Below are 20,483 nucleotides of genomic sequence, written 5' to 3'. Positions count from 1 at the left end.
ACACCGGCCACAGCGGCATCGGCAGCGGCATGCGCTGCGGCGGCGGCCTGCGGCTCGAATACAGCAACCCCATGCACCTGGACGATGTGGCGATCGACTTTCCCGACATGCAGATCGTGATGGCGCATCCGAGCTTTCCGTGGCAGGACGAGGCATTGAGCGTGGCCACACACAAGCCCAATGTCTGGATCGACCTGTCGGGCTGGAGCCCTAAATATTTCCCCAAGCAACTGGTGCAGTACGCCAACACGCTGCTGAAAGACCGCATCCTGTTCGGTAGCGACTACCCGCTCATCACGCCTGAGCGCTGGATGAAGGACTTTCAGGAAGCAGGCTTCAAACCCGAGGTCATGCCCGGCATCTTGAAGGGCAATGCGGTGCGGTTGCTGGGGCTGGGCAAGCCGCAGCCTGCCGCCTGATCAGTCATACACTTTTTGCAGGAGCTGGATCAGCGTTCTGCGTTCCGCCGCCGTGAGGCTGGCGGTGGCGTCCACTTCGAGCTGCGAGGCGGTCTGCTCTGCCTGTGCGATCAAATCCACTCCATCGGGTGTGAGGTGCAGGCCCATGGCGCGCCTGTCGGTGGGGTGCGGGCGGCGCTCTATCAGGCCGCGCCGCTCCAGCGCGGCAATCAGCCCCACCATGTTGGGCGGCAGCACGTTGAGCGCGGCGCAGAGCTGGCGTGAGGTGATGCCCGCGTTGTGTGCCACCAGCGATACCACCGAAAAGTCCACCACTTTCAGCTGATACACCGCCATGCGTTCCATGAACAGCTCAATGATGGACAAAGACGCGCGGCGCGCGTTGTAGCCGACCAGCGTGCGTAAAAAGCTGGTGTCCACCCGATCGATAACGGGCGCCAAGGCATCGGCAGGAGCAGTGGAAGGCATTGTTTTTTTGCGAGGGCGGGCGCTGAGCATGGAGGGGGATTGTGCCGGGGCCGTCTCGTTGTCTGGTGAGAAGTTTCAATATTGAACAGTTGTTCCGTGCATTGGCTTTGACAAATGTCAAGCTTTGGCGCTTATCTGCCAAGTGGAAAGTGCTATCAATTTCATACCCAATTCAAAAGGGGCACCTGTCACGCCGGACTGCGCAGCACGCGCCGGTATTGCACGGCCTCGGCCACATGGCCGACCTCGGTGGTGGGGGCGCCCGCCAAATCGGCAATGGTGCGCGCCACCTTCAGCGCGCGGTGCGTGCTGCGGGCTGACCAGCCCAGGCGGGCGGCGGCGGTATTGAGAAATTTGGCGGCGGCGTCTTCGAGCCGCAGGTGGGTGTCGATCTCTTGGCCCTGCAGTGCCTGATTGGTCTTGCCCTGGCGGGCCAGGGCCACGGCGCGGGCCTGCTCCACACGGGCGCGCACCGTGGCCGTGGCCTCGCCCGCAGGTGCCTGCACCAGTTGGTTGGTGGGCAGGGCGGGCACCTCCACATGCAGATCAATGCGGTCCAGCAGCGGGCCGCTGAGCTTGGCTTGGTAGCGGCTCACCTGGTCGGGCGTGCAGCGGCAGGCGCGCTGGGTGGAGCCCAGGTAGCCGCAGGGGCAGGGGTTCATGGCCGCGATCATTTGAAACCGGGCGGGAAAATCGGCCCGTTGCGCCGCGCGGGCAATGGTGATGTGGCCGGTCTCCAGCGGCTCACGCAAGGCCTCCAGCGCAGCCCTGGGGAATTCGGGGAGTTCATCCAAAAAAAGCACGCCCTGGTGGGCCAGGGATATTTCGCCAGGGCGTGGCGGAGATCCTCCTGTAATCCGCGTCGATATTTGAGAATGGATCATAATTTTGGCTAATAAATGCGAATGGGCATCGCGTTCGGCAAAAAAGTTCTTCTAGAGTCGGCAGTGATTCGCAATTCGTTCAATGCCGACCGGTTCGATGTTCCCTCACTCCAAGCTATTCAGCACATTGAGGTCGCTCCGCGTACTTCATTTCGCCTTGAGTGTTGATTGGGTTAGGTTTGCGTGGAAATCAACAATGTCGGTTCAAGGCTGGGTGCGGACGGTCAGGCTGGCGCTTTCCACTGTCTGCGGTTGCCGATACCGGACGTTGGGCGACGGGCGGCACAAGCGATCGCGCTTGGTCAAGGCTGTGTGAACACGCACATTTGCCCCTCTGCCTAACGACCCGACCAGAAATCGACCGCGTACCCCTGTCAATTTTGGATCGGCACCAGACCTTTCAGACTGTCAATTTTCGGTCGGCAGCAACACTCGTCTACCCGGAGCGATTGGCCGACCCATCCTGGTAGCACACCATCTCCAGATGGTATATATTTCTACATGATATATTTTTATACACTATCAATGCCAGCCTGATGAGTTCAGCCAATCTTTTCGAGAAAAACCGCTACAAGGTCATGCGTCGCATGGCTTTATGGGAAGGGCGGCTGAGCCGAGGTCGACTCATGGACGTCCTCGGACTGAGCGGCATTCGAGTGAGTCAGCTTCTTCGAGAAGTTCGAGAAGAAACCCCTGACTGGTTTGAGTGGGATAGTAAAAGTAAATCCTACTTTGTCACCCCTGGTGCCTACAAAAAGGCCCAGGCCGATCTCAAGGCTGGTACATCAGACTTGACCCTGGCCGCCTACCTTGCAGAAGCGGACATCCACGCCGACCTTGTCCCAGGTGCCGGACCCGTCACCGTTGCTCCGTGGGGTTTCTCCCAGGTCAACCCCAATACCTTCTCCCGCATCCGCCTGGCAATCGAGCAGGGCACGCGCCTGAGCCTGGACTACCGGTCCATGCGCACACCCGAGCCACACTCGCGCACCGTAGAGCCGCACAGCCTGGTGCAGGCCGGTCGGCGCTGGCACATGCGTGGCTACTGCCTGGAGACCGGTGACTTCCGGGACTTCGTGCTGGGGCGTATCGCGAAGCTTTCCATGCTGGACCAAAAGGCCGAATCCACAGTCGCAGAAGACACAAAGTGGAACGCTGTGGTGAAGGTGCGCATCCAGGCACACCCCAAGCTGACGCCTGGCCAGCAGGACCTGGTCCGCAGCGAGTATTTCGAGGGGACTGCGGCGCGCGTGCACAGCTGCCGCGGCGCCCTGTTGCCCTACCTGGTCCAAGAACTGCGGCTGGCCCTGGACGTGGCCAAGGAATTGCCGCCTGAGTACCAACTGGCGGTGGAGAACGTCGCGGAGGTGCGCAAATGGCTGTTCCCAGCGTAACCCCCGCCTCCATGGCGCTGTTCCAGCGCATCCCGGAGCGCCTCTTCGGGCCCCTAGCCTCGCAAAACCGCCACGGCTACTGGGCACTTCTGTGCCACCTGCACCGCCGACGTTTCGGCCCCGACGCGCCACTGCCGCCCAGCTACGGTTTCCTGCAGCGCGATGTCATCCAGGAAATCGAGGACCACCTCAAATACGCCGACGAATGGCAGCCCGAGTCCGGCGATCAGCCCGACACGCCACTGAACATCCGGGCCATTGGCATCTTCAATCGCCTGGTCGATGCAGGATGGTTCCGCTTGGAGAGGTACGGCATTGAGAAGACCGTCAACATGGCGCCGGCCGTGGGCCAGTTGCTGACCCAGCTGATCAACTTTGCGGAGACGGGCCCGGTATTCGTTTCCGGCAAGATCCGCGCGATAGATGCTGCCGTGGCCCAGGTGCACAAGGGCGAAGCCAGCGGCGACCTGCTGCGCGAGGCGGCCGAGCAATGCCGCAACCTGTTGGTCTACATCCGCAACACCAGCACCAATGTGCGCGACCTTATGGCCGCCATCGGCGCCGAGCCCACCACCGCCCAGTACGTGCGGTCCTTCTTCACTTCTTACGTCCAGGAGGTCTTCATTGGGGACTACCAAGAGCTGCGCACCCGGGAGCACCCCTTGTCCAAGCGCCAGCAGATCCTGGACGCTGTCACTGACATCGATACCCAGCCAGAGCAGCGCAGCCGCTTGCTGGACTGGTATGTGAATCGCCTCTCCAGTGGGGATGACAAGAAGGGCCAGGCCGCATTCCAGCGCGACCTGCAGCGCCTGTACGAGCTTGACCGGATCGAGGAGTACCTGGAGCGCCTGGACGAAGAGATCCGGGTCGCCAATCGGCGCGCGCTGGCCTTCCTGGAATACAAGCTGCGCGCGATACGCCCCATCGACAACCTGCTCCGGCAGACGATGGACCGCCTGCTTGCAAATCCCGAGATTGATGTCGCCCCCGTGTTCCCGCCGGATACCCTGATGGGCGGCGCCCGCTTGGCCCAGCCACGCAAGGAGGTGCCGCGGCTGGCGCCCACGCCTTTGCGCCAGGTGATCATCTCCGACCGAACGCGCGCGATCGGCAACTTGGTGCGCCGCGCGCAGGAGCGCCGGTCCATCACGCCCATGAAGCTGCGCGCCTATGCAGAGAAGGTTCTGCAGGATACGACCGCAGCCGGCAGCGACACCCTGCCTTGCGGATCCATTGAGGACTTGCGCGCCTTCCAGGCCCTGACCAGCGTGGCCATGGCCACCAACTCCCGGATCCCCAGACTGGAGATGGAAGGTCGGGCATCGGCCCCGGGCATGGAGCTGCGCTACACCAGCGACGAAGCCGCCGAGCACCCGTATTTGAGCGGCAAGCCATTCACACTGAGCTGGCGCAAGCGCCAGACTAAAAACAGGGAGACCAAATGAGCAACCCACGGGACTGGGAAGATCTGGCCAGCAGGCTAGATGGTGTCTATACCGTCGAAGACTTCGAGACCGCCGCCTACCGGCTGGTGGCTGAGCAGGTGATCTACCATTCCGACCGCAGCAGCCGGGTGACGTATGGAATCCTTGACCTCTATGAGCGCGAGTTCGCCAAGGTGCTGGCGCCGCTGGGTATTTCCCTGTCGATCAACCGGCAGCTGCGCTATGTCACGGCCCTCCCGCGGCACGCCAAGGCGGGAACTGCGACCGTGGCTCAGACACTGTTTGCCTTGGTGCTGCGCGGCTTGTACGACGAAGGCGTGCGCGCTGGCGGACTCACCGAAGACGGCGAGGTCCTGTGCGACTACATCGAGCTACAGGAGAAGTTCCAACTCATGACCGGGCGCGACCTTCCCACCCGCGGCGAGCTCGACACCCTGCTGCGCTCTGTTAAGCGTTGGGGTATCGCCCGGCGCCTGGAAGACGGTGACAGCGGCCATCTCACCGCCTTGCAGGAGCAGTCGGCCGGTGGCGTGGCCATCCGTCCGGCCATCGTCGACGTCCTGGGCGAGACGGCCCTGATTCGGCTGGCGCAGTGGGGCGCAGCCAAGGATGAGGCGCATGTGGAGGGTGCAGCCGGCGAGCTAGTAGCGATCGAGGACAACCAGGGGATGACGAATGAAGCGGCTTGAGAGCATCAAACTGGTGCAGTTCCTGTTGTACGAGCAGCAAGAATTCCGTCTGGAAGAAATCACCGGACTGTTCGGCCGCAACGGCAGCGGCAAGAGTTCGGCGCTCGATGCGGTGCAGATCGCGATGATGGGCGCGAACAAGAACCAGATGCACTTCAATGCACAGGCCGACAACAAATCCCACCAGCAAAGCCGCACCCTGCGTTCCTACTGCCTGGGCCAGTATGGCGACACCATTGAACAGTGCGCGCGGCCGCTGGCCACCACCTACATCACGCTGATCTGGCGCGACACCGAGACCAATGAGCCGGTTTCCATGGGTGTGTGCATTGAGGCCTCACTGAGCAATGAGGCGGAGAAGGTGCTGGGGCGCTACGTCATCCGCGGCGTTGAGCTGAGTATGTCCGAGCACCTGCAGACGGTGGACGGCGCCACCATGCCGCTGCCTTGGAGCAGTTTCCGCCACCGGCTACTGGAGCAATCCAAGGTCACTGGTGAGGAACCGCTGTTTGACGATGGTGCCAGCTATGTCAAGCAAGTGCTGTTCATGCTGCGCGGTAAGGCGGGCCCGGCGTCCTACGACGCGTTTGCGCGCGCCTTCCGCTTCGCGCTGCGTATGAGTTTCTCCAAGTCGGTGGACCAGATCGTCCGCAATGACGTGCTGGAGGACCGCCCCACCAACATCGCCAGATTCAAGCAGCTGGTGGAGACCTTCAAGCGGATCAACCTCTTGGTCGAGGGCGTCGAGCTCAAAATCAAGCAAGGCCAGGAGGTCAGTAAGAACTTTGAAGCGGCACTGGCCGAGGCTCGCAAATCCGCCACGTGGACGGGACTGCAGGCCTCTGCGGCGTACGAGCTCAGCAACGCGGCCCACGAAATGCTGACGGGGCAAAAGTTTGACCAAGAGGGCGTGTTCGAAGAGTGCACCAAGGCCAGCAGCAACGCCGATCAGGCACTGGCAGCCTGGACGCGCGAAGAAGAACAACTGACAGGCCTTCAGCGTGCCCATGCGGACCATGCCGAGAACGCGGGCGCTCAGCAGGATCTGGCGCAGGCGCAGATAAAAACCGCCCGCCAGGAACAAGAGCTGAAGGCGGAACTGCGTAGCTTCCGACAGCTGCTCCAAAACGCCAGTTCCAACGACTTGCTGGCCCAGTGGCAGCCCGCGCTTGCGCAGGCCGCCCAGCAGCTTGGCGCGTTCTCGTGGGAGCAGAACCAGGTCGACCAAGAGGCGCTGGGACAGATAGTCCAAGGTCTGGGGGGAACCCTACGGGCTGCAGCTACACACCTGGGCAAGGAATTCGACATCGTCAAGGAAGACATTCGTCTTGCCAAAGATCGTCTCGAAGTAATCGGCCTGGGCATGGCGCGCGCCAATACCAACCGCGCGCAGGTCAGCAACCCTACGGCGCTACTGATGCATGAGTTCGCGGACCACGGATTGCACCCCACCCCGGTCTGTGACCTGGTGAAGGTGACCGATCCCAAATGGCAACCAGCGATCGAAGCCTTTCTGGCCAAGAACGTGGAGGCCATTCTGCTGCGGGACTCGGAGGAGCAGGAAAAAGCCTTTGGCATCTACCAGTCCTTGCAGGGCAAACGCAGCATCTACGGCGTCAAGATCGTGCGCTCCGACCGAGCCCGGCTAGGCCATGCCCAGCCGGCGGCCGACACGGTGGCCAGCCTGATACAGGGCAGCAACCAGGTGGCCGTCGCCTACCTGCGTGGCAAGCTGGGCAACCTCAAACGCGCGAATTCCGCCCAAGAGGCGCTGCGTGGCGAGCGGACCCTGACCCTGGATGGCATGCTGGTAGGGCCCGGAGACTTTGAGCGACTGCGCCTAGTGCCGGAAGCGGACCTGCAGATCGGCGCCGGCGCCAAGGGCCAGGTCGACGGACTCAGGGCCGAATCCCGCAAACTGAACCAACAGGTCGCCGACCTTCAGGGGCGCCAGGGCGACATTGACAGGATCCGCCAGGCGGTGCAGAGCTTGGCGTCCCCTGAGACCCTGCGCCTCCTGCTTGGATCTGCCCGCCAGCTGGGCGAAGCGCTCACCGAAAGAGAACTCGCCCAACAACGTATCGCTGGCAGCACCAGTGCAGAGTACCAGGCACTGTGCGCCAAGCTACTGGCGCTGCAGGCGCGCAAGCCTCAGCTGGCAAAGGATGCCCGCGACGCCCGTGACGCCGTTGTGCGGGCCGAGACAGAACTGGAGAGATTGACCAAGGAATGCGCCGCCAAGCTGCAGGAGCTCCAGGGCAAGCGGACGATGTACGACACCTGCCGTGGACATGCCGACTATGACCCGGAATTCGCTTCCGATCGCTGGGACGCGCTGTTGGAGCAGCACGGCGACAACTACCAAGCCATGGCCGACCAGTGCGAAACCCAGTCCAAGCGCTGCAACACCGCCATGACGCGGCACCTGGGCCCGGCCCAGACACTGCTGGGGACCTTCCTCACGGAGCACCGCGAAGCTATCAGCGATGAGGTGACGTCTGACTGGCGCAAAGCCAAGGAATGGATGGAGCAGCAAGTCAGCAGGCTGCAGAACACGGAGCTACCCCAGTACAAGGACCAGGCGCAGGAAGCTTACCTTGCCTCGCAGAACACCTTCCGTCAGGACGTGGCGCTGGCCCTTCACGCCAACCTCAAGTACCAAACCACCACCTTCAAGCGCTTGAACGATGCGCTCAAGGCCTCCCCCGCCTTCACCAATGGGGAGCGGTACCAGTTCCAGGCCAAGGTGCGCCCAGACCTCATGCCACTGAAGAAGTTCATCGAGAACATCGCCGACTTCGGTGCCGATGGTGGGCTGTTTGGCGAGCCTGGGGACATCCCCGCCCAGTTCGCGGAACTGCTGCGCGAGAAAACCACCACCGGCAATGCCGCGGTCAAGAGCCCGCTGGATGACTATCGGGAGTTCTTCGAGTTCGATATCGAGATTGAAACCGACGACCCGGTCACCGGTGTCACCAAGACCGTCGGGCACCTGAGCAAGCGCATTGGCCCCGGCTCCGGTGGCGAGCACCGCGCGCCGCTGTACGTGATCGCCGGCGCAGCGCTGTCCTCGGCCTACCGCATGGATGAGAACAACCAGGATGGTTTGCGGCTCATCCTGCTGGACGAAGCCTTTGACAAGATGGACACGCCCAACATCGTGGCCACCATGCGCTATCTGGAAAAGCTCGGTCTGCAGGTGCTGCTGGCAAGTCCAGGGGAGAACCTGCCTACGCTGACTGCATTCCTGCACCGCTACTTCGAAATCATGAAGGACGAAACCCGCCATGTGATCCACGTGGAGGAGCGCCGGGTTAGTGAAGCCATGCGGGAGCAGTTCCGAGAGGATATGTGGGAGTACCACCCTGAGCTTCTGGAAGCTGAGCTGTTGGCCGTCCGCCAGGAGTCCATTGCACAACCTGCAGATGCCACCCCATGAGTGCGGGCACCATCGCCAAGGACCTGTTGGCCAAACTGTTGGATGCCGGCGACAAGCGCGCTGCCGGCGCCCGTGCGCGCGCACCCGCGCTGACAGCCATGCACCTAAAGCCTTACAGGGAATTGCGGAGCTGGCATCAAAAGCAGGAATGTGATGAGACCTTCCTGGCAGCGCGCGACGCCGGCGCCGTGACGTTGCAGCGTGACAAGCTAAATCCGAAGGATGGATTGATTGAGCGCATTGACCTAGTGGACGTCCAGGCACTGGCTCGGTTCCTTGGGCGCAGCACCTATGCGGACCAATTGTCAAAGACCATTGGGCAGCTGGAGCCGCTGAAAGCAGAGTTCCCAGTAATGTTGGACGTAATTGAACTCTGGGCTGGCATGGCAAAGATACGCGGCTTGGGCCCGCAGGACGCGGGCGCTTGGATCGATGCGGCCAAGACAGTTCGGGCCTGCGCTGCACGTAGCCAGGACGCTATTGCCGCCCCGGTGCGTGAATTCAGTGCTCGACTGTTTCTAGACAGCAAGCGAATTGAGGCACTCACACCTCAACTTGACATCCTGCTGAGTGGCAGCGTTGAGGACAGCCCAAGGGCTGCGGCCCAGGTTTGGCAGGAACTGGGCCTGTTCCGGGAAGAGCATCCCGTACTACTGGCCGGGCACGTGCACATCGCGCGGGATCGCTCGACCGGCTTGATTGACGCGCCCTACATGGGACTACCGGCGGCAACCATTCTGGGAGCACGCAGTTTGGTCACTGAGGTCATCACCATCGAGAACAAGACCACGTTTCACAGTGAGGCCAAACGCCGGCAAGACGACAAGGTACTCCAGATCTATACGGCGGGCATGCCTTCTCCAGCTTGGCGAGCAATGTACGGGCGTCTTCTGGAGAGCCTCCCGCTGACCACTCCGATCTATCACTGGGGTGACGTTGATGAGGGAGGTTTTCGAATCGCTTCGACGATTGCAGCTGTAGCGCGGGGGGCGGGTTTTTCCCTGCAGCCGTATGGGATGTCACCAACGGATGTGCCACTGGACATGCGAGTCAAAGCCTCGACACGGACCTTGGCGCGCATTCGCCACTTTGCTTGTGCGGCAGGATGGCCCGAACTGGGGCAGGCGATATGTGAGGCGGGGTTCGTTGCAGAACAGGAAGCGCTCGAACGGGAGTAGTAGATGGCACGACGTGTACAGCCGTTACGCCGTCGTGCCCCGAGATCTCAGCGAGATGCGCCGTAAGCGGCCGGGCGCGCCACCTTGACTGTGGCGTCCGCTCGCGTGGGGTCACCGCCCCTGCGGCATCAGTCATCGCGCTTGCGGTCCGGTGGCCAGTCATTTTTCGAGGGGCCTGGATCGCTTTGCGTATGCTAGTGTGCTGAGATCCGAGCGAAGCCAACAACATGACTCTTACTCTTTTCGTTGATGCCCAGTTCGCAAGTCCGTACGCCATGTCCGTTTTCGTTGCGTTGCAGGAGAAGACACTCGATTTCGAGATGAGGACAGTGGATCTTGCGACCGCCAAGAACCGTACTGCAAGCTATGCCGCGACTTCGTTGACTCAACGGGTGCCGACACTCATTGATGGAGACTTCTCGCTCTCTGAGTCGTCCGCGATCACTGAGTATCTGGACGAGGTGTTCCCGGGCATGTGCTTGTATCCCGAGTCGCCGCGAGTCCGTGCCCGAGCCCGCCAAGTTCAAGCTTGGTTGCGGAGCGACCTTATGCCTATCAGGGTAGAGCGCTCGACGGAGGTCGTGTTTTATGGTCGCACTGGGGAGGCACTCTCCCACGCCGCGGTTGATGCGTCGGAGAAGTTATTCTCTTTGGCAGACAGGCTCCTTGAGCAGGGAGAAACGCATTTGTTCGGGTCATGGTGTATCGCGGACGTCGATTTGGCTCTCATGCTGAATCGCCTGGCTTTGCACGGCGATCCCGTGCCCAAACGACTGGCCGTTTACGCGGCGCGTCAGTTCGAGCGACCATCAGTTTTACGGTGGTTGGCGCTGGATCGACCGCCGCTCTGAATATGCCGTTGGGTTCGCCACACAGTTGTTCAAGCCACAGACTGCCAACAGTGCGGCAATAACTCTTCGATGCGGCTGTTCAGATGAGTAGGCAGACGTTCGAGTACGTCCTTGAGGTATCTCCAGGGATCGTGCCCATGCATCTTGGCCGACTGCACGAGGCTCATCACCATGGCGGCCCGCTGACCAGCCAGTTCGCTGCCACAGAAGAGCCACGCTTTGCGTCCCATCGCCCATGGGCGCATCATGCGCTCGACGTGGTTGTTGTCGATACTGACGTCTCCATCGTGCAGGAATCGGCCCAGCGCCTCCCAGCGCTTGAGGCTGTAGTCCAGGGCAGCCGCGATACCCCCTCCGTCCGCCACGCGGGCTCTCTCCAGCCGCAGCCACACGTGCAACTCGTCCCACAGCGGCTGTGCGTGCAACTGGCGTAGTGCAAGTCGATCCGCTGCTGTCATCTCGCGCGCTTGCTGCTCGATCCGGTACAGCGCGGCCATGCGCTGCATGGCCTGTGCGGCCACTGGGCTTGCATGGGCCTTGGCCAGTTCATCGAACTTACGGCGCGCATGCGCCAGGCATCCAGCCTCCGTGCGGCCTTCTGTGCGCAACACCGCGTCGTATGCCTTGTAGTCGTCACAGGTGACGGTGCCGCACCAGCCTTGCAGGAACGCCATTGGATACTTTGCGCCCCGACCTGCGCAGAAGTCGTAGATCACACCAGGCGTGTGGTCGTGCTCGCCTCGGGCATACGCCCAGATGTAGGCCTTGATGGTCTTGCCTGCTCCAGGGTCGAGCATCCTCACCGGTGTTTCATCGGCGTGCAGCACCTGCGCTCCCAGCACGAACGTAAGCACGCGGTGAACCCATCTTGAAGTGACTTTCTCCATCTCGCAACATCGTGTGCACGCAACCCATCGTGCACACCATTCTCCAAGACTCAGACTGTTGATTTCCATGTAACCGTAACCCACCAGGGGGTCACTTCTACGTGGAAATCAACAGTCATGATGCGCGCAGACGGCGAGATGCTAGGTTCTACTGACCCTAGGTATCCGGAATCTGTTGCTGAGGGGTACTAGAGGTCTAGTAGTGGGACAAGGTCAATTGTCCGCTGAGCCCCGGCACTCATTGACGAAGTCCGTTAGCCGCTGTGAATGTCCGAACTGTGCTCAGCCAAGCGATCGGCTCGTTCTGGAACCACAGATGGCCGTCGTCTCGATAGGCAGGGAATACTTTCAGTTCACCCGTCCCACCCGCTTCGCTGAAGGCGGAGAACCAACTTCTGGCATGCGCAGCCGAGAATTGTCGGTCATTCTCCGTATGAATCCACAGCTGTGGGACAGGGCTTTTGACCTTCCCTAGCGCTGCAAATGTTTTCAGCAAGACATCCGGTCGGCAAGGTTCTCCGGGATTTGACAATCGTGCACCTTGCCCACCATTGAAGCTAATAACTGCACGCACCCCAGGCAGATTCCGCACTCCAGCAGCAATCGTTCCCGCCCCGCCCATGGAGTGTCCCACCAAGAGGAGGCGCTCGGGGTCGACATAAGGGAGCGTTCGGGCGAAGGCCGCAGCGGCGGCAATCTGATCGGCAGAAGCGGCAAAGGTATCCGAGTAGCGAGGCTCTTCACAGGAAACCGAGTCCTCTACATCTGGCCCTTTCGCCATGCCATAGCCGATACGTGTGGGCACAATGACAACGAATCCCTCTCCTAAAAATGCAGTGGCGACTGAAGAGAGTTTTACGCGGCCCATGGTCTGCCGAAGCAGAAGGGCTGGCCTGCCGTGACTCAGGATAACCGCCGGGAATGGTCCTTGCCCAATGGGTTGGAAGACCGTCACCGGCATCTCCGCTTGAACGGTCGCGCCAGTAGGACCCGTTGTCTTTATAGGAATAGTCGCGAAACTTTCGATAGCCAGCGCCGATGAGCAAGTAACCTGGCTTGCCATCAAGAGTAGGATGAGACAAAGGCTTCGCAAGGAATACATGAAGATAAGGCTCCTTAGGTGACTGTAATGTTTCCAGTGCGTGCTTGACTGCACGCCCTGAGGGACCTGGAGCGGGCCTACAAGAACTTCTTCAATGGGCTTGCCGCGTTCCCTGACCTTGCCCCTGTTTCGTGGAGTTCTTAACCCACGGTTCACGCGGCCTTTTTACGCTGTGCCTCGTACCAGCGTTGTTCATACTGCATCGGACTGACGTAACCCAGCGTTGAATGCAGCCTGCGGTGCTTGTAGAAGGCCATCCAGTCCATCACCGCCTGCCCTGCCTGCTCACGGGTGGCGAATTTTTGCCCATGCACGCTGGCCGTTTTCAGTCGCCCCCAGATGGTAAGCGCGCAGCGAAGTCAGGTTGAAGTCTTGGGTGTTGGCTGCGGTATTCTCCCCGGCTCGACATCACAAACGAATTCTTCATGATCATCCAACCGCGTATGCGTGGCTTCATCTGTGTCACAACTCACCCTGTGGGCTGCGGTGCGAATGTCAGGCAGCAGATCGAATACGTCAAGGCAAACGGCGCCATCAGCCAGGGGCCCAGGAAGGTCTTAGTAATCGGTGCATCGACTGGATACGGACTTGCAGCCCGGATCACCGCTGCATTCGCAAGCGGTGCCGATACGCTCGGTGTCTTCTTCGAGCGCCCCGGCACTGAAGGCAAGCCCGGCTCGCCCGGCTGGTACAACACGGCCGCTTTCCACCAATCCGCCACCGCCCAAGGCCTGTACGCGGCGAGTATCAATGGCGACGGTTTTTCTGAAGAGATTAAGCAGAAGACGATCGATGTCATCCGACGAGATTTGGGTCAGGTTGACCTGGTTGTCTACAGCCTCGCTGCACCGAGACGCACGCATCCTCGAACCGGTGAAGTCTTCAGCTCAACGCTGAAGCCAATCGGCAAGGCGGTCAACGTGCGCAGCCTTGACACCGACAACAAGGTGGTAAAGGAGACCGTTCTGCAGCCGGCGACGCAGGACGAAATCGAAAGCACCGTGGCGGTGATGGGCGGTGAGGACTGGCAGATGTGGATCGACTCGCTGGAGGCGGCGGGTGTGCTGGCCGACGGCGCAAAGACCACCGCCTTCACCTACCTGGGCGAGCAGATCACCCGCGACATCTACTGGAACGGCTCCATCGGTGCGGCCAAGAAGGACCTGGACCGGCGAGTCATCGGCATCCGGGACCGTCTGGCCGTTCATGGGGGCGACGCTCGCGTATCGGTGCTGAAAGCAGTCGTCACCCAGGCGAGTTCCGCCATCCCAATGATGCCGCTGTACCTATCACTGTTGTTCAAGGTCATGAAGGCGCAAGGTACTCACGAGGGCTGCATCGAGCAGGTCTACGGGCTCTACCGCGACAGCCTGTACGGCGATTCGCCGCGCATGGATAGCGAGGGCCGTCTGCGCGCAGACGACAAGGAGCTCGATCAGGAAGTTCAAGGCCGCGTGCAACAGCTCTGGCATCAGGTCACCAGTGACAACATCGACGAGGTTACGGATTTCGCCGGCTACAAATCGGAGTTCTTGCGCCTGTTCGGGTTCGGGATCGAAGGAGTCGACTACGAGGCCGACGTTTGTACCGATGTGCAGATACCCAACGTCATCAACATTTAAACGAATGCGCTATGCGGCGTGGCCGAAGGCTGCCAGATGTGAGGCAGCAGTTGGTCGATGTCACGCTGCTTGTGCGTGGGCAGGCGCGTGAGCACTTCCCTCAGGTACGCATACGGGTCATGCCCGTTCATACGCGCCGACTGGATCAAACTCATCACCGCTGCCGCCCTCTGGCCCGCGCGCAAGCTGCCAGCGAACAGCCAGTTGCTGCGGCCGATGGCGACGGGCCGGATCTGGTTCTCGATCCAATTGTTGTCCACGGGCAAATGTCCGTCCTCTGCGAAGCGGATGAGTGCGGCCCAACGTTTGAGGCTGTAATCCAGCGCCTTGGCTGGGGCCGATCCGTCGGGTACCTTGCGCCGCTGCAGCGTCATCCATTTGTGCAGGGCGTCCAGGACCGGCTTCGTTCTCTCCTGCCGGACTGCCAGACGCTGCTCGGCGCTGAGCTCCTTGACCTCACGCTCGATCTCGTAGATGCGGGCGAGCTGCTCCAACGCGCTCTGGGCAATCTGGCTCTGGTTGGCCGCGTGCAGATCGAAGAACTTGCGGCGCGCGTGCGCCAGGCAGCCCACCTCGGTGACGCCGGCAGTCAGAAGGGCCTTGTAGCCGCTGAAGTCATCGCACACCAGGCTGCCCTTCCAAGCGCCCAGGAAGGAGCGAGCGTGCTCGCCAGCGCGGCTCGCGCAGAAGTCATAGACCACCGCCCTCGCGTTCTCAAAGGCCCCGGTGGCATAGGTCCATAGGTAGGCCCGGTGTGTCTTGCCGGTGCCTGGTTTGAGCATGGCCACCGGCGTCTCATCGGCATGCAGCACGCGGTGCTGCAGCAGCTCCTTCCTCATTGCGTCCACCAGTGGCTGCAACTGCACGCCGCAAGAGCCGACCCATTGCGCCAGAGTGGAGCGCGGGATGGCCAGACCGGCTCGGCCGAAGATTGCTTCCTGGCGGTACAGCGGCAAGTGGTCGGCGTACTTGGCCACCAGCACTTGAGCCAGCAGCCCGGTGGTGGGGATGCCCTTGTCGATGACGTGAGGATCGACAGGGACTTGGGTGAGCGTCTCGCACTTCGCGCAAGCCCACTTACCCCGGATGTGGCGCTCAACTGTGAACACGCCGGGCACGTAGTCCAGCTTCTCGGCCACGTCCTCGCCGATGCGCTTCATCTGGCAGCCGCAGGCGCAGGTGGTGGACTCGGGCTCGTGGCGGATCTCGCGCCGCGGCAGGTTGGCTGGCAGGGGTGCGCGTTTGGGGACTTGCTTGTCTTGGCGGCCTGCCTGTTCTGTGGCCCTTGTGGAGAGGTGATAGTTGTTCTCGGAAACGATGCGGTCTGATAGCAGCCGCGCCAGCTTTGTCCCAAAGTAGAGATAGCTGTTGCGCGTGTCGCTATGCACGGCGTCCACGTTTGCAGCGCGGATGGTGCCGCTGCCAAGCTCATCCTTCCACGTATACCCTCCGGGGAGAAGGATTGGGCACGTCAGTGCGCAAGTACTCGACATCTACCGAACCAACTCTTTCACGCGCCACCTTCGTCCTATGGTGCTGGGTGCGCGATTGACGTGGCAACGTTAGGGCGAGGTATGCAACATCATCGCCGGGCATCTGGAAGCCTGACCCCGATCCTGGCGAGCTGGCGACGAAGAGCCGAATTTCAGGTAGCACGTCCGTGCTCTGTGCGTCTCGGCCTATATTAGCAGTGAGCAGCTGGCGCTCGCTGATGCCGTGAGGCGACAGCGAGATGCACCAAGGGATGAGAGTTGCCACAAAACCATTAACGAACAATGAACGAACACGAAAGCTCCGCTGGAGGCATCCTTGCGATGCTGCTTCCTCTCAAGGATCGTGTCGGGTTGATCCCGCTATCAGATCGCTTTGATTTCTCGCTAGCCCCTTTGTCTGAGGTCAGGACTGCGGACGAACATGTCTTGTTGGCAATCACTCCGTTGGAGGCTAGAGCGGCAGGCGATACGAAAGCAAGCGTTGCCTCACTAACGGTTCTCTATGGAGAGAACGGTTGGGGCAAGACGCGCTTGATGCTAGAAGCATGCAAGACGTTATCGAATGTGAAGGGCGAGCGACGTATCGCTCTGATCTTCGCATCGCGAGGGGTGTTGTACCTTGACCCCGGATCGATTCTAAAGAGACGCATCCGTGCCGTTTTCAACGGCCGGGAGCTTGACGTCAGAAGCGTCGGCCATGAATTCGGCGCAGTCTTCTACAGCACCTCGCCATTCGAGTCCGCCAAGCGGCGAGAGCTAAAGGCGGAAGGGTTCTTTGACGTCACCCCGAGCTTCTCGCCGTCAAATCCTTTCGAGGGGGGAGCACTGCTTCGGTCATTTGGGAACCTGCCTAAAGATTTTGAGTTCATCAAGATCGCCGAAGTCCGTATGAATCGGCGCGTCCCTTCTTTACGCTCAGTCCTAGAAAAGATCCTCCCATACCTGAAACACAAGAATTCCGAACTGCCCTACCTTCAGGATCAGCAAAGGCGATCTCTAGCGAGATTGGATCAGCTTCTCAATGAACGTGCGCAACGTGCCCTAGTGGTCGGACTACTGATTGCAATGCAAGGGGGAATTCGCAATGCGGCGGAAGTTTTGTTGCATCTGGCGGACAGGCTAAACCTGTTCGATGAACGGAACGGCAGTGCTCTGATCGATGAAGAAGTAAAGGAGAAAGTGACCGACGTGGTCATAGGCTTCCTTGCCACTAGTTTCAGCATGGGCGTCATGGACTTTCAAGATCCATTGACGCTCTTCCACTTCATCGATGTCGAGTTGCCTATGCTGATGGTCGGTCTTGGGCGGCAAACAAAGCTTGGTGAGCTAGCTGAACGATCCAACCACTTTTTAGATAGAGACTGGGACTACCTGCACCAACTCACTCGACTAGGTTTGGTCACATGGTCATTTCGCAATCTTAGTAGCGGACAAGTTGCATTCCTGATGCTTTTTTCATCATTGGCAAATGCAATGATGCGTCTGCAGGCGGGGCGCACAGCCTTCTTGTTCATAGACGAGGGCGAAATGTTCATGCACCCTGCTTGGCAAAGGCGCTACATCACAGACCTCCTGACGTTCCTTGGACAATATCCGGAAGTCTCCTCACGCTTGCATGTTGTCCTATCGACACATTCGCTCATTGTCGCCGCCGATGCGCCGCCAAATCGTCTATTTAACGTCAAAAGCGGTGAGATGGTGAATGGATTCGGATACGGACCGAAAGACATGCTCGACTACATCTACGGGGTGCGCGAGTTTCAAGGGGAGCACGCAGGTCGACTGATGGAGTCGCTGGTTGAGCACATTCGGAACAGAAAATCAGGATCGATGCGTGCGGAGGTGGCTCTTGAATTGGCTAGCAACATCGCTGACGATCGCCTTCGAAACTACCTGACCAACGAGCTGTCGCGCCGCGGCGAAGCGGGAGGCAACTTTGATTAACTTGAAGGCAATCACAGCTAGTGCAAAGACGAGTCACTTGAAACTACTGGAGAGTCGATTCAATGAGGCCCGGCCAAAAAAGGCTCTCGCTAAAAGCGCCAAGTACCCTCCGTATATCGACGACCTTCTCAAGTACCTCGGCGACAATCTGACGACGATTCTCACTGGCGCTCCGGAACAACTGACGGACGTTGTTCAGGTCGTCCGCACGCAGTTTGTGCACTTCCATTCGCAGGCGCAGCTCAGCCGTTCATCGAAGGCATGGAAGAGCAATCCCAAGGACGCGGCGGCCGTACTGCTTGTTGAGAAGTGCTTCGACTACGACACGTTCTCGAAGAAATCCGAGGCATGGGGCGCGTACCAGCTGGTGCAAGAGGTTGGCCTCCGGATCTGTCCGTATTGCCAGCTTCATCACGTGAACTACCACATGCCCGCCGGTAAGAAGACGTTTGCGCTTCGGCCGCCACTCGACCATTTCCTCCCGAAGTCAAACTATCCGTACCTCGCCGTTTCTCTCGGAAATCTTGTTCCTTGCTGCGGGCAATGCAATTCCGGGGTGAAGCTTGCCCTCGACCCGCTCGGCAAGGGTATTCGTCATCCTCGCTCCGCCTTGCCGAATGGCCGCATCAAGTTCAGCGCGCAGGGCTCAATCCCGGCGAAGATCGGTGGCAAGGTCGCAGATGTTCAGCTTGCGCTCCTGCCTCCGGATGTTGAAGCTCAAGCGCACATCGAGGCATTCAAGCTTGAGCAGAGATACGGGTGGTACGCGCGCGAGATCTTCGATCTGATGGAGAACTACAACCGATTCAAGGAGTACCCACTGGCGGTGCAAAAGGCTGTATGGCCAGCCGAGCTAGTCCTTGGCTTTGCGCCGGGCGCGGCTCCCGACAGAGCGCTAGGCCTTTGCCTTCTTGACGTATTTCGAGAACTGGAATCGGGGAAGGTCGTCTAGGGGCGCGGCGCAGAGTTCAAGTCTGCAGACACCCCAGTGGGCGGGCCGAGGGCGGCTTGGCCGAACGTCGGCTTCCTGGCCGGGAGCGGCCGGACAGAGCACTGCTCGCGACCGGCCGCAATCGGTGCTTATGGAGAGCTATCCATAAGCAGCGTTATGCACAGTGCTCAGTTATGTGCAGGTGTCCACCGCCGTCAGGCTGCAGGCCCCGTGAATGCAGGCGTTGCCGGCGTCAAAGGCGAGGATGCGGTGCACATAAGGTTTGATTTCCGACGATTCGAGACCGAAGTCCAACAGTCTTGTCACGCGATAGCCGCCGACGCAATGACTATGGCACACCGTCCCAAGCGAAATCGCCCGCTGTGACAGGTCCTACCCCGACAGGGGCCAATCAAATCCCCGAATTTGGAACGGCTCGTCGCACTCTGGAGATGAAGCTGCGGCGCGCATCCTCAGCAAGGATTTATCGCATTCGGCGCCTTCGAGCATGACGAAACTATGGACAGCTTCGTAGCGCTGGCGCGTGCCCCGCACGAGGGAAATCTCGCAAGAGCACCCGCTGGGCTACTCATAATCGAACGCTGTACATAACGCTGCAAAGGAGTCCTTGCAGCTCAACGCGAGCCATTGCATCCGCCACCCTCAAAACGGCGCAGGCGACCCCTCAACCTCCACAGGCCCCGACCCCTCATAAATCACCTCCTCCGAGTGTTTGATCGTCACCCGCCAGGTCTCCCCCTCCTGCATGACGGCATACGCTTCCGGCTCAAGCGGCAATATCGTCTCGGTCGGAATCACCCCTTCAATCTTCCAGGGTGGCGTACACAGCAAGGTGGGATAGTTCCAGGGGGAGGTTGTAGTCATGGTGTCGCCTCGATCCGAACAGGCCCAGGCCCGCGGTACATCAAGAACTCGTGGTTGAGCATCACCACCCAGTCGCTACCGTCTTGCGTGACGGTGTAGTTGTCGGGGCAACCCCTTGAGTGGAATACGTCTATTCCGACCAGGAATCGTGCACGGCCAGATCAATACAGACAAGTCGGGCCTTCGAGAGTTGGGCATGGCTGCGAGCATTTCTGCAGGCTGATCCAGCACGAGCTGCTCAGCGCGTGAGCCCTCAACCGGAGTGGCCTCCGGATGCTGCTTGCGAATGGACTCTTCGGTGGCAATGTGCCGGGTGTTGAACCACTTGCCCGCTGAAGACTTGACCCGCCAGCGGTAGTGGATCTCGATCTTCATCCCAGCCGTACTTCAAAGTACGCCCCATCCCCTTCCCCCAGATCCCTGAACCCCGCCTGCTTGGCGGCAGTGCTGGCCTTGCCCCAGGCTTTGAGCAAGGTGAGATCTCCGGAAGACACCACCTCAGGGGGCGACTCTTCCAAGTTGTTCAGCGTGTCCAGGGCCGCTGCCACTTGTTCAGGGCCGCCCAGTTGCTTTTCCAATGCCTTGGCGTAGCGAGTCTCGGCCGCAATGCGCTCTTTGGCTGGCAGTTCTTCGGGGTAGTCGCGCAGGGTGACGGTGTAGGTGGACTCGATGGTTTCCATGAGGCTTCTCCGGGGGTGTTGGTGTACTGGATGAATATAAGGGGTATCTATTTAGCTCCAGTGACGTCAAAATAACTGGATGGAAACCCAGATGCTAACGCCAACTCCTGGACAGGACTACCCCCGCACCTGGAACGAATTTCTTGACTGGTTTGCCACCGAAGAGGCC

General features: G+C 60.3%; 15 protein-coding genes and 3 pseudogenes. 10 read left to right on the top strand and 8 right to left on the bottom strand.

Features of this window, described 5'->3' with window-relative positions; all coding sequences use genetic code 11:
* On the top strand, positions 1-419 hold a 419-nt coding region (locus Q0105_RS06250; RefSeq protein WP_298209873.1), incomplete at its 5' end, for an amidohydrolase family protein.
* Here Q0105_RS06250 and Q0105_RS06245 read toward each other — a convergent pair.
* Entirely contained in the window at positions 420-887 is a 468-nt protein-coding gene (locus Q0105_RS06245; protein WP_298209871.1) for a MarR family transcriptional regulator, read from the bottom strand. It abuts the gene before it with no gap.
* Positions 888-1,075: 188 nt separating this feature from the next.
* Positions 1,076-1,738 (bottom strand): annotated as a pseudogene (locus Q0105_RS06240) (ATP-binding protein); the annotation flags it as partial.
* Between the two features lie 569 nt (positions 1,739-2,307).
* On the opposite strand from Q0105_RS06240, the gene Q0105_RS06235 reads away from it, so the two are divergent.
* The 6 genes from Q0105_RS06235 (at position 2,308) to yfcF (ending at position 10,770) form a co-directional block, all read left to right on the top strand.
* Positions 2,308-3,165: a WYL domain-containing protein gene (locus Q0105_RS06235; protein WP_298209869.1), complete on the top strand. Its 858-nt coding sequence runs from the start codon at positions 2,308-2,310 to the stop codon at positions 3,163-3,165.
* Complete coding sequence (locus Q0105_RS06230) at positions 3,147-4,613, top strand: Wadjet anti-phage system protein JetA family protein (protein ID WP_298209867.1); 1,467 nt, start codon at positions 3,147-3,149, stop codon at positions 4,611-4,613. The genes Q0105_RS06235 and Q0105_RS06230 overlap by 19 nt, the downstream gene beginning before the upstream one ends.
* Complete coding sequence (locus tag Q0105_RS06225) at positions 4,610-5,302, top strand: DUF4194 domain-containing protein (protein WP_298209866.1); 693 nt, start codon at positions 4,610-4,612, stop codon at positions 5,300-5,302. Before Q0105_RS06230 ends, Q0105_RS06225 begins: the two co-directional genes overlap by 4 nt.
* A gap of 13 nt (positions 5,303-5,315) precedes the next feature.
* Positions 5,316-8,741, top strand: coding sequence for an SbcC/MukB-like Walker B domain-containing protein (locus tag Q0105_RS06220; protein ID WP_298209865.1), 3,426 nt, complete (start codon positions 5,316-5,318; stop codon positions 8,739-8,741).
* Positions 8,738-9,919, top strand: coding sequence for a Wadjet anti-phage system protein JetD domain-containing protein (locus Q0105_RS06215; RefSeq protein WP_298209864.1), 1,182 nt, complete (start codon positions 8,738-8,740; stop codon positions 9,917-9,919). Before Q0105_RS06220 ends, Q0105_RS06215 begins: the two co-directional genes overlap by 4 nt.
* A gap of 227 nt (positions 9,920-10,146) precedes the next feature.
* Positions 10,147-10,770: a glutathione transferase gene (yfcF, locus tag Q0105_RS06210; RefSeq protein ID WP_298209862.1), complete on the top strand. Its 624-nt coding sequence runs from the start codon at positions 10,147-10,149 to the stop codon at positions 10,768-10,770.
* A gap of 29 nt (positions 10,771-10,799) precedes the next feature.
* Here yfcF and Q0105_RS06205 read toward each other — a convergent pair whose 3' ends face one another.
* The 3 genes and pseudogenes from Q0105_RS06205 to Q0105_RS06195 form a co-directional block, all read right to left on the bottom strand.
* Entirely contained in the window at positions 10,800-11,657 is an 858-nt protein-coding gene (locus Q0105_RS06205) for an IS66 family transposase (RefSeq protein ID WP_298209860.1), read from the bottom strand.
* A gap of 238 nt (positions 11,658-11,895) precedes the next feature.
* Positions 11,896-12,759 (bottom strand): alpha/beta fold hydrolase, encoded by an 864-nt coding sequence (locus Q0105_RS06200; protein ID WP_298209858.1) that lies wholly within the window; start codon positions 12,757-12,759, stop codon positions 11,896-11,898.
* A gap of 152 nt (positions 12,760-12,911) precedes the next feature.
* Positions 12,912-13,097 (bottom strand): annotated as a pseudogene (locus Q0105_RS06195) (IS3 family transposase); the annotation flags it as partial.
* Between the two features lie 87 nt (positions 13,098-13,184).
* On the opposite strand from Q0105_RS06195, the gene fabV reads away from it, so the two are divergent.
* On the top strand, positions 13,185-14,381 hold the full coding sequence (gene fabV, locus Q0105_RS06190; RefSeq protein ID WP_298209856.1) for an enoyl-ACP reductase FabV: 1,197 nt from the start codon (positions 13,185-13,187) through the stop codon (positions 14,379-14,381).
* Here fabV and Q0105_RS06185 read toward each other — a convergent pair.
* Positions 14,378-15,643, bottom strand: a pseudogene (locus Q0105_RS06185) (IS66 family transposase); the annotation flags it as partial. The gene fabV and the pseudogene Q0105_RS06185 overlap by 4 nt on opposite strands.
* A gap of 513 nt (positions 15,644-16,156) precedes the next feature.
* On the opposite strand from Q0105_RS06185, the gene Q0105_RS06180 reads away from it, so the two are divergent.
* Together Q0105_RS06180 and Q0105_RS06175 are read left to right on the top strand one after the other, a co-directional pair.
* Positions 16,157-17,818 carry an AAA family ATPase gene (locus tag Q0105_RS06180; protein ID WP_298209854.1) on the top strand — a complete coding sequence of 554 codons (1,662 nt, stop codon included), beginning with the start codon at positions 16,157-16,159 and terminating at the stop codon, positions 17,816-17,818.
* A gap of 37 nt (positions 17,819-17,855) precedes the next feature.
* Positions 17,856-18,770 carry a hypothetical protein gene (locus Q0105_RS06175; protein WP_298209851.1) on the top strand — a complete coding sequence of 305 codons (915 nt, stop codon included), beginning with the start codon at positions 17,856-17,858 and terminating at the stop codon, positions 18,768-18,770.
* A 642-nt stretch (positions 18,771-19,412) separates the two neighbouring features.
* On the opposite strand, the gene Q0105_RS06170 is transcribed toward Q0105_RS06175, so the two are convergent.
* Both Q0105_RS06170 and Q0105_RS06165 read right to left on the bottom strand, forming a co-directional pair.
* Positions 19,413-19,634: a hypothetical protein gene (locus tag Q0105_RS06170; RefSeq protein WP_298209849.1), complete on the bottom strand. Its 222-nt coding sequence runs from the start codon at positions 19,632-19,634 to the stop codon at positions 19,413-19,415.
* Between the two features lie 371 nt (positions 19,635-20,005).
* Positions 20,006-20,314, bottom strand: coding sequence for a hypothetical protein (locus Q0105_RS06165; RefSeq protein ID WP_298209847.1), 309 nt, complete (start codon positions 20,312-20,314; stop codon positions 20,006-20,008).
* Positions 20,315-20,483 lie beyond the last annotated feature (169 nt).

Source organism: Acidovorax sp., from assembly GCF_027492855.1.
Lineage (GTDB): Bacteria > Pseudomonadota > Gammaproteobacteria > Burkholderiales > Burkholderiaceae_C > Acidovorax.
The sequence above is the reverse complement of the archived record's forward strand: the minus strand, read 5'-3'. Positions and strand labels throughout refer to the sequence as shown.

Bases quoted from the DNA above. Each gene is read 5' to 3' on its own strand.
- Q0105_RS06245 (WP_298209871.1), bottom strand. From the start codon at position 887: ATGCCTTCCACTGCTCCTGCCGATGCCTTGGCGCCCGTTATCGATCGG.
- Q0105_RS06235 (WP_298209869.1), top strand. From the start codon at position 2,308: ATGAGTTCAGCCAATCTTTTCGAGAAAAACCGCTACAAGGTCATGCGT.
- Q0105_RS06230 (WP_298209867.1), top strand. From the start codon at position 3,147: ATGGCTGTTCCCAGCGTAACCCCCGCCTCCATGGCGCTGTTCCAGCGC.
- Q0105_RS06225 (WP_298209866.1), top strand. From the start codon at position 4,610: ATGAGCAACCCACGGGACTGGGAAGATCTGGCCAGCAGGCTAGATGGT.
- Q0105_RS06215 (WP_298209864.1), top strand. From the start codon at position 8,738: ATGAGTGCGGGCACCATCGCCAAGGACCTGTTGGCCAAACTGTTGGAT.
- yfcF (WP_298209862.1), top strand. From the start codon at position 10,147: ATGACTCTTACTCTTTTCGTTGATGCCCAGTTCGCAAGTCCGTACGCC.
- Q0105_RS06205 (WP_298209860.1), bottom strand. From the start codon at position 11,657: ATGGAGAAAGTCACTTCAAGATGGGTTCACCGCGTGCTTACGTTCGTG.
- Q0105_RS06200 (WP_298209858.1), bottom strand. From the start codon at position 12,759: ATGTATTCCTTGCGAAGCCTTTGTCTCATCCTACTCTTGATGGCAAGC.
- fabV (WP_298209856.1), top strand. From the start codon at position 13,185: ATGATCATCCAACCGCGTATGCGTGGCTTCATCTGTGTCACAACTCAC.
- Q0105_RS06180 (WP_298209854.1), top strand. From the start codon at position 16,157: ATGAACGAACACGAAAGCTCCGCTGGAGGCATCCTTGCGATGCTGCTT.
- Q0105_RS06170 (WP_298209849.1), bottom strand. From the start codon at position 19,634: ATGACTACAACCTCCCCCTGGAACTATCCCACCTTGCTGTGTACGCCA.
- Q0105_RS06165 (WP_298209847.1), bottom strand. From the start codon at position 20,314: ATGGAAACCATCGAGTCCACCTACACCGTCACCCTGCGCGACTACCCC.